Origin of the sequence: Bradyrhizobium sp. AUGA SZCCT0160, assembly GCF_018130105.1 — a bacterium.
Lineage (GTDB): Bacteria > Pseudomonadota > Alphaproteobacteria > Rhizobiales > Xanthobacteraceae > Bradyrhizobium.
This window is the reverse complement of record NZ_JAFCMD010000041.1, coordinates 1-12,704: the sequence shown is the minus strand read 5'-3', so window position 1 is coordinate 12,704 and position 12,704 is coordinate 1. Positions and strand designations below refer to the sequence as shown.

The window sequence follows — 12,704 nt, the reverse complement described above, 5'->3', positions numbered from 1 at the left end:
AGGGACTGGTAATGTCACAGAGCTCTGGAACAAAGACCCTGACCGGAATCCTTTCGATCGCGACGCTCGGCGCCGCCCTCTGCTTTGGCATGGCCAGCGCGGTTGCCGAGGAGAAGGCCAAGAACGTGACCGAGGATCAGATCCTCCGCGCGCTGGCGCCGGAGAAGAAGCCGCTGACCCGCGGCCTGTCGGTCGGTCCGCAGCAGGTTGATCAGGCCGCAGTCGCTGCCGAAGGGCAGTTCGTCCAGAAGATCCGCGGCCGCTCGACGCGGTCGCTGACGTTCACCGAGCGTGAAGAGATCGCCGCGATCGTCAAGGACAAGCCCAAGATCGATCTGGAAATCAACTTCGACTACAACTCGGCCGATATCAGCCCGAGATCGCTGGCATCGGTTCAGGCGCTCGGCCGCGCATTGTCCAATTCGGACCTGAAAGGCTCGACCTTCGTGGTCGCCGGTCATACCGACGCAGCCGGCGGCGAAGGCTACAACCAGGACCTTTCCGAGCGGCGCGCCGACGCGATCAAGCGCTATCTGGTCGACAAATACGGCATCAACGGCACCGATCTGGTGACCGTCGGTTACGGCAAGAGCAAGCTGAAGGACCCGAACCAGCCGATGGCCGAAGCCAATCGCCGCGTGCAGGTTGTGAACATGGAGAACAAGGCCACTGCGTCGAAATAGCCTGTTCAAGTAGGGCGTGGCGTTGACCTAGATTTTCCGGCTACAATGCGTCCCGCAGCACCCTTGCGGGACGCATTTTGTTTTGGGTTCATTGTGATTTTTCGGTGAACCGGATGCACCCCGCTTCATTTGACTTCCAGTCTGGACTGATCCGGCGATGAAACTCTCCGAATACCTCAAACCTGCGCTCGGAGTAGCGTTCGTTGTCGTGGTAGGCAGCTTCTACTACTGGTTCGAGCACCGCTCCCGTCCCGAGCCCAAGGAGGCGCCCAGCCAGGCGCTGGTGATCGTGACCAAATCCACCAACGCCTGCTTCTCCGACATGGTGCGGGTCACCGGATTTATCGTGCCGCGCCGCGAAGCGCAGGTCGGCGTCGATCAGGAAGGCTCCAGGGTCACCGATGTCTTCGTCCGCGAAGGCGACATGGTGACGGACAATCAGGAATTGGCACGCCTGACCGCACCGCCGCAGCAGCCGGGAGCTCCGGGCGGCGGCAGGAGCGGACCGGTATCGCTGCGCACGCCTGGCCCAGGCCTCGTTACCGAAGTCAGGACCGCCGTCGGGGCGCCGGCCTCGCCGCAGGCCGGACCGATGTTCCGGATTTCCGTCAACAACGAGATCGAGCTGGAGGCCGAAGTGCCGAGCGTCCATCTGCTCAAGCTCAATCCCGGCGCCACGGTGCGGATCAGCCGCGACGACGCGCCCGATCTGGTCGGCAAGATCCGGCAGATCTCGCCGCAGATCGACCGCGCCACCCAGCTCGGCAAGGTCAGGATTTCGCTGAACAACAATCCCTCGCTCAAGGTCGGCATGTTCGCCCGCGCCAATATCGACGCCAAGCGCAGCTGTGGCGTCGCGGTGCCGCGTACCGCCATCGACCGCCTGACCCTGCAGGTGGTCAAGGAAAACAACAGGATCGAGACGCGAAAAGTCCGGGTCGGACTGACATCAGACACGTCTACGGAAATTCTTGAAGGCCTCGCCGTCGGTGAAACCGTCGTGGCCGACGCTGGAACCTCGCTGCATGACGGCGACCAGATCAAGACCATGTTTGCCGACGAACTCGAGCGCACGCGGACACGATAAATGGCTTTGAACATCTCGGCATGGTCGATCCGGAACCCGCTTCCGTCCATCGTCTTTTCAATCATTCTTCTAGTGTTGGGATGGGTCAGCTTCACCAAGCTCGCGGTCACGCGGCTACCGAGCGCCGACATCCCCGTGATCTCGGTGGCGGTCTCGCAGTTCGGCGCGGCGCCCTCGGAGCTTGAATCTCAGGTCACCAAGACGATCGAGGACGGCGTATCCGGCGTCGAGGGCGTGCGGCACATTTCCTCGTCGATCACCGACGGCCTGTCGCTGACCACGATCCAGTTCGCGCTCGAAACCAACACTGACCGTGCGCTGAACGACATCAAGGACGCCGTCACCCGCGTTCGCGCCAGTCTGCCGCAAAACGTCACCGAACCGCTGATCCAGCGCGTCGACGTGATCGGCCTGCCGATCGTCACCTATGCCGCGATCTCTCCGGGCAAGACGCCGGAGCAGCTCTCCTATTTCGTCGACGACGTCGTCAAACGCGCGCTGCAGGGTGTCCGCGGCGTCGCCCAGGTCGAGCGCATCGGCGGTGTCGAGCGCGAGATTCTGGTCTCGCTCGATCCCGACCGGTTGCAGGCCTCGGGACTGACCGCCGTCAATGTCAGCCAGATCCTGCGCGGCACCAATGTCGACCTCGCCGGCGGCCGCGCCGGTATCGGCAACAACGACCAGGCGATCCGCACGCTCGCCGGCGCCAAGACGCTGAACGAACTCGCCGGCACCATGATCCCGCTGTTCGGCGGCGGCGAAGTGCGGCTCGACGATCTCGGCACCGTCACCGACACCATCGCCGATCGCCGAACCTTTGCCCGCTTCAACGGCGAGCCGGTGGTCGCCCTCGGCATCAAGCGTTCGAAGGGCGCCAGCGACGTGGTGGTCGCTGCCGCCGTGCAAAAACGCATCGATGCGCTGAAGGCGGCCTATCCCGACGTCGACCTGAAGATGATCGATACGTCGGTCGATTTCACCAAGGGCAATTACGAGGCGGCGATCTCGACCCTGTTCGAAGGCGCTATTCTCGCCGTCATCGTCGTGCTGTTGTTCCTGCGCGACATCCGCGCCACGATCATCGCCGCGATCTCGCTGCCGCTGTCGATCTTCCCGGCGTTCTGGGTGATGGATCTGCTCGGCTTCTCGCTCAACCTCGTCAGCTTCCTCGCCATCACGCTGTCGACGGGTATTCTGGTCGACGACGCCATCGTTGAAATCGAAAACATCGTCCGCCACATGCGCATGGGCAAGACGCCCTACCGCGCGGCGTTGGAAGCCGCCGACGAAATCGGCCTCGCCGTGATCGCGATCTCGCTGACCATCATCGCGATCTTCGCGCCGGCGAGCTTCATGTCCGGGATCGCCGGGCAGTTCTTCAAGCAATTCGGCATCACCGTGTCGGTGCAGGTGTTCTTCTCGCTGCTGGCGGCGCGCTTCGTCACGCCGGTGCTGGCGGCCTACTTCCTCAAGGATCACCCGCATGAGGACCCGCCGCCCGGGCGCTTGCTGAAGGGTTACACCAGGCTCGTGACATGGTCGGTGAAACACTACTTCATCACCGTGCTGGCCGGACTTGCGATATTCGCCGCCTCGATCTGGAGCATCACGCTGCTGCCGCAGGGCTTCCTGCCGGCGCAGGACACCGCGCGCTCGCTGCTGGCGATGGAGCTGCCGCCAGGCTCGCAACTCGCCTACACCGAGAAGGTGACGGAGGAAATCGTCCAGCGCCTGCGCAAGCGTCCCGAGATCAAGAGCATATTCGTCGACGGCGGCCGGGTGCCGCCGGGAACGCAGGAAGTGCGGCGCGCCGCGCTGATCATCAACTACACGCCGAAGAAAGACCGCGACAGCAAGCACACCCAGCGCCTGCTCGAGCTCGATATCAGCAAGGAACTGGAAAACGTCCCGGACATCCGGTTCTGGTTCCTCGATGAAAACGGCCTGCGTGCCATTTCGCTCGTCGTGACCGGCATCGACAGCAACATCGTCGGCAACGTCGCCAACGAACTCGCGACCCAAATGAAGCGGATTCCGATCATCGCCAACGTGATCTCGGAAACCTCGCTCGACCGGCCGGAGCTTCGGATTCGCCCAAGGGCCGAACTGGCGGCACGGCTTGGCGTCTCCACCGAAAGCCTGTCGCAGACCATCCGTGTCGCCACCATCGGCGACGTCGGTCCGGCGCTCGCCAAGTTCGATGCCGGCGACCGCCAGGTGCCGATCCGCGTCCAGCTCGAGGACAGCGCGCGCGGCGACCTGCAGATGCTGCAGCAATTGCGGGTGCCGCTCGGCCAGCGCGGCGAGCGCGGCGGCGTGCCGCTGTCTGTCGTCGCCGACATCCAGCTCGACCAGGGCCCGACCAGCATCAACCGTTACGACCGGGAACGGCAGGCCACCGTCGCAGCCGACCTCGTCGGCACCGCGGCGCTGGGCGACGCTACCAAGATGATCTACGACCTGCCCGTGATGAAGAGCCTGCCGAAGGGCGTCAAGGTCAGCCCGTCGGGTGACGCCGAAAGCCTGGCCGAATTGTCGGACGGCTTTGCCACCGCCATCACCGCCGGCCTGATGATGGTCTACGCCGTGCTGGTGCTGTTGTTCGGCACCTTCCTGCAGCCGATCACCATCCTGTTCTCGCTGCCGCTTTCGATCGGCGGCGCGATCGCAGCCTTGCTGCTGACCGGCAAGCAGCTGACCACACCGGTGTGGATCGGCATCCTGATGCTGATGGGCATCGTCACCAAGAACGCCATCATGCTGGTGGAGTTCGCGGTCGAGTCGATCCGCGAAGGCAACAAGCGCGATTTTGCGATCATCGACGCCGGCATCAAGCGCGCCCGTCCCATCATCATGACCACCATCGCGATGGCGGCCGGCATGATGCCGTCAGCGCTGGCATTCGGCGCCGGCGGCGAGTTCCGTTCGCCGATGGCGCTCGCCGTGATCGGCGGCCTGATATTCTCGACGTTGCTGTCGTTGGTGTTCGTGCCGGCGATGTTCATGATGATGGACGATCTCGGCGCGCTGGCCTGGCGCTACGGCAAGCTGCTGCTGGCCTCGGAAGCCGAGAGCGACGATGTTCCGCCGGGCGGCCATCACACCGCACCGCCTCCAGCCAAGGGACCGCCGCCGGTCCCGCCGGCGATGTCGCCCGCGGCGAAGTGAGGGAGCACGCCTAATCACGCGATGCGCCCCACTATTTGCCGGCTTTCCATACCTTTCGCGAAGTGTGTCGAATATGTAGAACCTCGACAGCATCTCGCACCCGATAGAAAATCTTGTAGGGATAGCGAGCAACAAAGATGACCCGAACATCGGGGTTGTCAGTCTGATATCCGATGTGTGGGTGGTCTTTGAGCTGCGCCACCGCCTCACGAATGCTTGTTGCCACATTCCTGGCGCCGCCGGCAGATCGCTCTCTTAGATATTCAAGTATTCGCTCTCGATCGGCGAACGCACCGGGCGTGTAGCGTATCCTCGTCCCTTGTGGCGCTTGTCGGCGTGCGCAATGAGCTCATCCGACACGAATTCTCCACGATCAGCTTCGGCCAAACCTTTCCGGACTGCCGTGCGCTCGTCGTCTGACATTGTGTAGATGCCCGTACGGCGCGCCTCGATCTCCCGGGCGTATTCGGCAAGCTCCTTCTGGTCCTCTTCAGGCCAAGTCGCAGCGTGCTCGATCACTTCTTGGAGTATTCTGTTCATCTGCCGATTATAGCATGGCTGGCGAGATCTGACGACCAGGCCCGCTACTCGTTCCGCGCCACCGTCGTCAGCTTGTTCAGGTTCTGCAGCAGGATGCGCCCGCGCTGCAGATCCAGAATGCCGTCCTTGCGCCAGGCCTGCAGTTGACGGTTGACGCTTTCGCGCGCGGCGCCGACGAACACGCCGAGCTGCTCCTGCGAAATATGCACTTCCGATCCGAAATCGGCGGCCAGCGCCACCAGCCTTCGCGCCAGCCGCACCGGCAGCGGCTGCAGCATGGATTCTTCCATCCGCTCGCTCTGCCAGCGGATGCGCTGGCACAGCAGCGTGATGATCTTGATGGCGACTTTTGGCTCACGTTCGAGGAAGGCGAGGAAATCCTCACGCCGGAGCACGAACAGTTCCGTCGCCTCGCCGGCGGTGGCGTCCGCGGTACGGCTTTGGCCGTCGAGCACGGCGACTTCGCCGAAGAGATCGCCCGAACCCATGAAGTTCAGGGTCAGGCGGCTGCCGTCGGAGGCGCCGGTCTCGATCCGGATCTGGCCGCGGCGGACCCCGTAAAGGGCGTCGCCGGGATCCCCCTTCTGGAACAGCATCTCGCCGAGCCCCAGTTGCTGGGTGTGGCAGAGTCCGGAGATTCGCTGCAGCTCGTCGGCGCCAAGGTCCGCGAACATCGGGTTCATCTTCAAAATGACCGCAAATTCGGCCTGTTTGCTCATTGGTTTGCCTTCCAGTTCGATCCAAAACCGTCCCCAAAGGCCCTAGCAAGATTCACCCCGACCGAAGTGTGTCATAAGTCACATAGCATTGCAGCAGCCTTGGAATAATTTTGGCTTCTTTGAGCGATGTCCCCTTCCGGGATAAGCTCGCTTGTCCGGCTGTGCCCCATCGGGCGCGGCCGAAACCGATGCCGTTTGCCCGGCCTGGAAAGTCGAAATGAGAGCATTGAAATTCGCCGGGGCCGCTATCGGCGCCGTGATCGTCATCATCGGGCTGCTGCTCGTGATCGGCATCCCGTCCGGCTTCATGACGTCGCAGATCCAGGAACGGGTCGAGCGCGAGACCGGCTACAAGCTCACCATCAACGGCGGAACCAGGGTCGGGCTCTGGCCGTCGCTCAACATCACGCTGAACGACGTTGCGCTGCAGGATCCGAAAGATCGCGACATCAACCACCGCCTCACCGCAGCCAGCATCCAGGCCGACGTGACACTGGCGAGCCTGTGGTCCGGCAAACCGCAAGTCACCGAACTTGTCATCGTTCGTCCGGTGCTGAACCTGCCGCTGCAGCGCGAACGCATCAAGGATATCAATCCGCCGTCGAAGCCGGCCGCCGCGATCAAGGGCGAAGCCTTTACCATCGAGCATGTCAGCGTCACCGGCGGCACGATCGTGTTTTCCAATCTGCGCGACCGCGTCGAGAACAAGATCGAGACCATCAACGCCGACATGACGATCGATGCCGGCCGCAAGATCCGGGCGACCGGCAATGCGCGCGCCGGCGAGCACGCGTTGAAATTCGACATCAAGGCGGTGGCCCCGGCACCGCCGCTCGAACGGCAGAACATCCCGACCGAATTCAAGGTCGACGCGCCCGGCTTCCTGCACGGGCAGCTGTCGGGCAAGGCGGAAGTCCGGCTCAACGGCCCGGTGGTGATGATCAACGGCCTGACCGGCACGCTCGGCGACGGCACGTTCAATGGCTGGGCCTCGGTCGATACCGCAAGCAAGCCGCTGGTGAAGCTCGATCTGGATTTCCAGCGGCTCGATGTCGCGATGGGTCGTGGTGACAGCGGTTCGGCGGCGCAGCCCTGGAGCAATGAGACGATCAATCTCAATGGCCTCAATTACGTCGACGCCCAGGCGCGGATCTCCGCGGCAGCGCTCAATGTCGGCGACGCGCGTTTCGCGCCGGCGGCGATCGACGTCACGCTCAACAGCGGCGTGCTGAAGACGCAAGTTTCCAATCTCGGCGCCTATGACGGCAACACCAATGGCGATCTCACTATCGATGCCTCGACCTCCAATCCTTCGTTTGCGCTGCGGGCCGATCTCAACGGCGTGCGCGCGCTGCCGCTGCTGAGGAGTCTGGCCGATTTCGACAAGCTCGACGGCAAGATGCAAACCAAGATCAGCGTGCGCTCCACCGGCAACAGCCAGCGCGCCATCATGGCGGGCCTGCAAGGCACCGCCTTCGTCGTGTTCCAGGACGGCGCCATCAAGGGCCTCAACGTCGCCCAGATGATCCGCTCGCTCACCTCGGGCACCCTGTCCGGCTGGCAGGAGGGCAAGGAGCAGTCGACGGATCTGTCGCAACTTTCGGCGTCGTTCAAGATCGACAAGGGGCAGGCCGTCACCATCGATCTCAACCTGGTCGGTCCGCTGGTGCGGATGACCGGCGTCGGCACCATTGCGCTCGACACCAAGCAGATCGGGTTCCGCGTCGAACCAAAGCTCGTGATGACCACCGAAGGCCAGGGCCGAACCAATGAGCCGGTCGGGTTTGGTATTCCCGTCATGATCGAGGGGCCGTGGGGCGCGCCGAAAATCTATCCGGACATGCAGGGCATTCTGGATAATCCCGACGCCGCCTATGCCAAGCTCAAGGAAATGGGCAAGGGCCTGTTTGGTCCCAATGGCGGCGGCCTCGGCTCCGCCCTCGGCGGCCTGCTCGGCGGACAACAGGGTGTCCCGGGTGGACAACCGGGCGGACCGGGTGGCCAGCAAGGCAGCGGGCTTGAGGGGATTTTGGGTGGACTGCTCGGCGGCGGCCAGCCGGGGGGACAGGGTGGCCAGGGCAGCGGCAGGCCTAACGATCCGCTCGGCGGCCAGCTGGGCGAGGCCATCGGCAATCTGCTGCAGCAAGGTCTGAATAGCGGTCAAGGCGGTCAGGGCAGACCCGCTCAAGGGAGTGCCGGCCAAGCCGCGCCGCGGCCGAACAGCCCGCGCAGCATTCCGATTCCGGGCCAACAGCCCGCTGATGCCGAGCCGGCGGCGCCCGCCGCCCCGACGGCGCAGAATGATGGCGCTCCGCAAACGGACAGCCAGCCGATGAACGACGTCTTGCGGCAGCTGTTTAATCGCTGAGTTTTGCTCCGTCATGGCCAACCACAGCCGTCCCAGGGACGACGTCGCTTCTGCTCGCCTATGCCCGGGCATGACGAGAATCCTGGGATATCCGCCTAAAATCGAAGCTAACCATGTGTGGGATAGGCCACCTGCTCGGCCTCCCAAATCGTGCTAAACAGGCTTAGCCGCGGAGGCACCCGGCTGGGGAATGCTGCCACCGACACACCGATGCGCGCACACCACGCGTGACGCGCATGAGGGTTACGGATGTGAACGCCGCCAAGGATAAGGTCTGGTTCCTGCGTGAGGGCCTGTTCGCGAAATACGTCGTCGCGCTGGTCGGCCTTGTCGTGTTCGTGCTCGCCGTCAACGGCGCGATGGAAATCTGGATCAGCTATCGCGGCATCAAGTCTTCGCTGACCGACGGCATGTCGGAGAAGGCGGAAGCCACCGCCAAGCGCATCCAGCAATCGATGTCGGACCTCGAACGGCAGATCAACTGGGTGACGCGGACCTCTTCCTACAAGATCGAGGACCGCCGCGCCGACTATGCGCAATTGCTCACCCAGGTGCCCTATGTGAGCCAGCTGACGCTGCTCTCAGCCCAGGGCCGCGAGCAGCTCCGCCTCACGCGCCAGACGGTCCACTACGGCAGCAACGCCGATTTCTCCCGCGACCTGCGCTTCACCGAGTCCGCGGCCCGCGGCACCAGCTTTGCGACGCCCTATTTCCGGGACGGGCGGCCGTTCACGTCGATCTCGCTACCGCATTCGGATTCCCAGGTCACGGTCGCCGAAATCAATCTTACCTTCCTGCAGGATTTCTTCGGCGATGCCGAGGTCGGCAGGACAGGCTTTGCCTATATCGTCGACAGCAAGGGCCAGGTGCTGGCGAGTTCGTCGAAGGGCCCCGAAATCGGCAAGGACGTCTCAAGTCTGCCGCAGGTCGCCGCCATCAAGGGCTCGCTGCTGTCGGAGGGCACGGACATTGCCGGCAACGACGTGCTGACGACGGTGAGCGCGGTGCCGCGGATCGGCTGGTTCGTGTTCTTCGAGCAACCGACGGCGCAGGCGCTGACGCCGATCCGCGAGCAACTGTTGCGCATCGCGCTTCTGATCGCGATGGGCCTCGTGACCGCGATCATCGCCGGCACCGTGATGGCGCGGCGGATGCTGGTGCCGATCAACGCGCTGCGCGCCGGTGCGCACCGGCTCGGCGGCGGCGATTTCAGCCACCGCATCGAGGTGAAAACCTCCGACGAGCTGGAAGAACTCGCCGACCAGTTCAACGGCATGGCGAGCCAGCTGGCGGAAACCTATTCCGGCCTCGAGGCCAAGGTGAAGGAGCGGACGCGGGATCTGGCGCAGTCGATCAACGAGCTGAAAGTGCTCGAAGAGGTCGGCCGCGCGGTGTCGTCGTCGCTCGACCTCAACGCCGTGCTGCCGACGGTCGCCGCCCGCGCGCTCGAAATCACCCATGCCGACGCGGTCCTGATCTACGGCTATGACGTCACGAACCGCCAATTCAACCTCACCGAATCGATCGGCATCGACAAGGCGGCCGAAGGCAAGCACCTGGCGATCGAGGCCGACAACTCGCCGCTCGGCGAAGCCGCCGCGCGGGGCGAGCCGATCGCGATCCCTGATCTGGACGCGACAGCGGATCATCCGCTGCGGGACGTCGTGGTCGAGGCCGGTTTCCATTCGGTGCTGGTGGTGCCGCTGGTCGACCAGCAGGGCATTTTGGGATCGCTGGTGGTGCTGCGGCAGAACGCCGGCGAGTTTTCCGACAACCTCATCGGCCTGATGAAGACCTTTGCGCACCAGAGCGTGCTCGCGATGCGCAACGCGCGGCTGTTCAGCGAAGTCGACCACAAGAGCCGCGAACTGGAGATGGCGAACGCCACGGTGCGCGAGCAGGCCGACAAGCTGCTGGAGCAGACCGACCAGCTCAAGGACTGGAACAGGTCGCTGGAGGAGCGGGTCGAAACCCAGCTCGGCGAGATCGAACGCATCCGCCGCCTCGAACGTTTCCTGGCGCCGCAGGTGGCGCAGCTGATCGCCTCCGGCGACGGCCATGAAGGCCTGCTCGACAGCCACCGCCGCGAAGTCACCGTTGTGTTCTGCGACATGCGCGGCTTTACCTCGTTCACCGAGACCACCGAGCCGGAAGAGGCGATGAACGTGCTGCGCGAGTATCACGCCGCGCTCGGCGCGCTGATTTTCAAGTACGAAGGCACGCTCGACCGCTATGCCGGCGACGGCGTGATGATCCTGTTCAACGCGCCGATCCAGTTCGAGGACCACGTCAAGCGCGCGGTGAAGATGAGCGTGGAGATGCGCGACACGGTGGGCGCGCTGACCGAGAAGTGGCGCAACCGCGGCCACAATCTCGGCTTCGGCATCGGCATTGCGCTCGGCTACGCCACGCTCGGCCAGATCGGCTTCGAGCAGCGGCTGGAATATGCCGCGATCGGCAGCGTCACCAACCTCGCCTCGCGCCTGTGCGACGAGGCCAAGGCCAACCAGATCGTGGTAAGCAGGCGCGTCTACGGCATGGTCGAGCAATGGGTCGAGGGCCACCCGATCGACGATCTCAATTTGAAGGGTTTTAACCATCCGATTCTGGCGGCCGAGATTACGAGCTGGCGGGAAGAGGTGGATAATGTGGTGGATGCGGCGTCGGCGGCGCGAAGGCAGAAGAAGTCGTAGTTGCCGTCGTCCCGGACAAGCGAAGCGCGATCCGGGATCCATACCGCGTGATGCACATTGTTGCAGACGGCCTCTAACGCCTGCGCTCTGACGGATAGGCCGCGGCGTATGGGTCCCGGCCCCCGTGCGCAATCGCGCACTAGGCCGGGACGACCTTGGTGTTGGTCGGGCTCCCCGCGCCAAACCGGCAAATCGTCGCAGCACCCAGAAACAGCATCCTTCACCCGCATCGTATAGAACCCGTTGCCCGCCGGATGCGACAAACGGCGGTCAGTTCGCATTCGAGGTCGCGGCCTGGACAGTCCCCAAACACCAGGAGCTTCCCGATGCTTTCCCGCACCGCCTATGTATCCGTCATCACCCTTGCCGCCGCCGCAGCCAGCCTTGCCACCGCCTCGGTCGCGCAGGCCGGGATGATCGGCAATTCCAACTTCGCCGGCTCGAAAACCGTGATCAACCGCCCGACGCCGACGCCGCCCCGCGTGCAGCCGACGCGGCCGATGATCAATTCGAATCTCAAGCTGCATTGCCACAAGTACGTCGATCGGACCACCAATCCGGGCCACCCCGTAATGGCGACCACCTGCCACTAAATGATTCAGGACGACGAACGACATGGAGCCATCAGGCGCCATGTCGTCGTCGGCCCGTCGTGACGAAGATCAAAAATTGCACTTCGCCGCGTTGACGACCTTGATGCCGCCGGTCTTGGGATCGAACTTGGCCTGCTTGCCGACGACGCAACCCTTGCCGTCGAGCTTGCCGTCATCGAACAGTTTCTTGCCGTTCGAATCGTAGATCGCCATGCGGTGCTTGCCCCTTGCGTAAGCGCCCGAGGAAGCGGTGAGCGCGACGGCAACGGCGGCGGTGAGGATGAGAGCTGAGCGGAACATTGCTGTAGACCTTTCGTGTTGAAATCTCCCCATCGGAGACAGTGCAAACGTAAGGTGTTCTGTCGTTCCGCACTGTGCGTGGCGTCACATCGGGTGTGTGTCGTCGGCAAGTGCGGACTCGGTTTTCCAGTATCCGCCTCGCTCCCTCATCGTCGTCCCGGCCTTGAGCTCAGATGCGCAATTGCGCATCTGTGGTCAAGGCCGGGACGACAGCTGTGTTTGTTGTTGCGCCATCGTCCAAATCCAAACGCGGCTTCGCATTCTCGCGACGCATTGCGCCCGAGCTTTGCCAGAAACTTCCCGCCCCCGAAAATGAGAGGGCGCAGGGAAGACCGGGTGCGCGCTGCACCCGCGGTCTCGTGTGCGGTTAGCACAAAACAAATGCACACGAGCATACAGGGCAGCGGAGAACACCCGGCCTTCCCTGCGCAATGGCTTTACGGCTTATGCCGTGATCTCCCCGGAGACGAGTTCTGGGTTGACTCCGTCGCTATCGTTCAGCTCTCGCCTACCCGACAGCTTGACACCTGCAACGGGTGCCAGGACCACACGG

10 protein-coding genes are annotated in these 12,704 nt (G+C 63.6%); 6 read left to right on the top strand and 4 right to left on the bottom strand.

Annotated features, from left to right (window positions below; translation table 11 throughout):
- Nucleotides 1-11: 11 nt before the first annotated feature.
- From JQ558_RS35960 to JQ558_RS35950, 3 genes are all read left to right on the top strand, one after another.
- Complete coding sequence (locus JQ558_RS35960) at nucleotides 12-683, top strand: OmpA family protein (protein ID WP_212214797.1); 672 nt, start codon at nucleotides 12-14, stop codon at nucleotides 681-683.
- 157 nt (nucleotides 684-840) lie between these two features.
- Nucleotides 841-1,770: an efflux RND transporter periplasmic adaptor subunit gene (locus JQ558_RS35955; RefSeq protein ID WP_212214794.1), complete on the top strand. Its 930-nt coding sequence runs from the start codon at nucleotides 841-843 to the stop codon at nucleotides 1,768-1,770.
- Nucleotides 1,771-4,938 carry an efflux RND transporter permease subunit gene (locus JQ558_RS35950; RefSeq protein WP_212296628.1) on the top strand — a complete coding sequence of 1,056 codons (3,168 nt, stop codon included), beginning with the start codon at nucleotides 1,771-1,773 and terminating at the stop codon, nucleotides 4,936-4,938.
- 31 nt (nucleotides 4,939-4,969) lie between these two features.
- On the opposite strand, the gene JQ558_RS38475 is transcribed toward JQ558_RS35950, so the two are convergent.
- The 3 genes from JQ558_RS38475 to JQ558_RS35935 are packed head-to-tail and all read right to left on the bottom strand — an operon-like array spanning nucleotide 4,970 to nucleotide 6,197.
- Entirely contained in the window at nucleotides 4,970-5,209 is a 240-nt protein-coding gene (locus JQ558_RS38475) for a type II toxin-antitoxin system RelE/ParE family toxin (protein ID WP_409410624.1), read from the bottom strand.
- On the bottom strand, nucleotides 5,194-5,478 hold the full coding sequence (locus JQ558_RS35940; RefSeq protein WP_212214789.1) for a hypothetical protein: 285 nt from the start codon (nucleotides 5,476-5,478) through the stop codon (nucleotides 5,194-5,196). The genes JQ558_RS38475 and JQ558_RS35940 overlap by 16 nt, the downstream gene beginning before the upstream one ends.
- Before the next feature lie 44 nt (nucleotides 5,479-5,522).
- The gene (locus JQ558_RS35935) at nucleotides 5,523-6,197 is read right to left on the bottom strand and encodes a Crp/Fnr family transcriptional regulator (protein WP_192735671.1); all 675 of its coding nucleotides are present in this window, start codon (nucleotides 6,195-6,197) and stop codon (nucleotides 5,523-5,525) included.
- 217 nt (nucleotides 6,198-6,414) lie between these two features.
- Here JQ558_RS35935 and JQ558_RS35930 point away from each other — a divergent pair, with 217 nt between their 5' ends.
- The 3 genes from JQ558_RS35930 to JQ558_RS35920 all read left to right on the top strand — a co-directional run bounded on the left by JQ558_RS35930 (nucleotide 6,415) and on the right by JQ558_RS35920 (nucleotide 11,851).
- Nucleotides 6,415-8,565, top strand: a complete 2,151-nt coding sequence (locus JQ558_RS35930) for an AsmA family protein (protein ID WP_212296627.1) — start codon at nucleotides 6,415-6,417, stop codon at nucleotides 8,563-8,565.
- Nucleotides 8,566-8,816: 251 nt separating this feature from the next.
- Nucleotides 8,817-11,258, top strand: coding sequence for an adenylate/guanylate cyclase domain-containing protein (locus tag JQ558_RS35925; protein ID WP_409410623.1), 2,442 nt, complete (start codon nucleotides 8,817-8,819; stop codon nucleotides 11,256-11,258).
- A gap of 326 nt (nucleotides 11,259-11,584) precedes the next feature.
- Entirely contained in the window at nucleotides 11,585-11,851 is a 267-nt protein-coding gene (locus JQ558_RS35920) for a hypothetical protein (RefSeq protein WP_212296625.1), read from the top strand.
- Nucleotides 11,852-11,920: 69 nt separating this feature from the next.
- Here the strand turns inward: JQ558_RS35920 and JQ558_RS35915 are convergent, their stop codons facing one another.
- A complete protein-coding gene (locus tag JQ558_RS35915; protein WP_212001010.1) occupies nucleotides 11,921-12,151 on the bottom strand; it encodes a hypothetical protein in 231 nt (76 codons plus the stop codon).
- Nucleotides 12,152-12,704 lie beyond the last annotated feature (553 nt).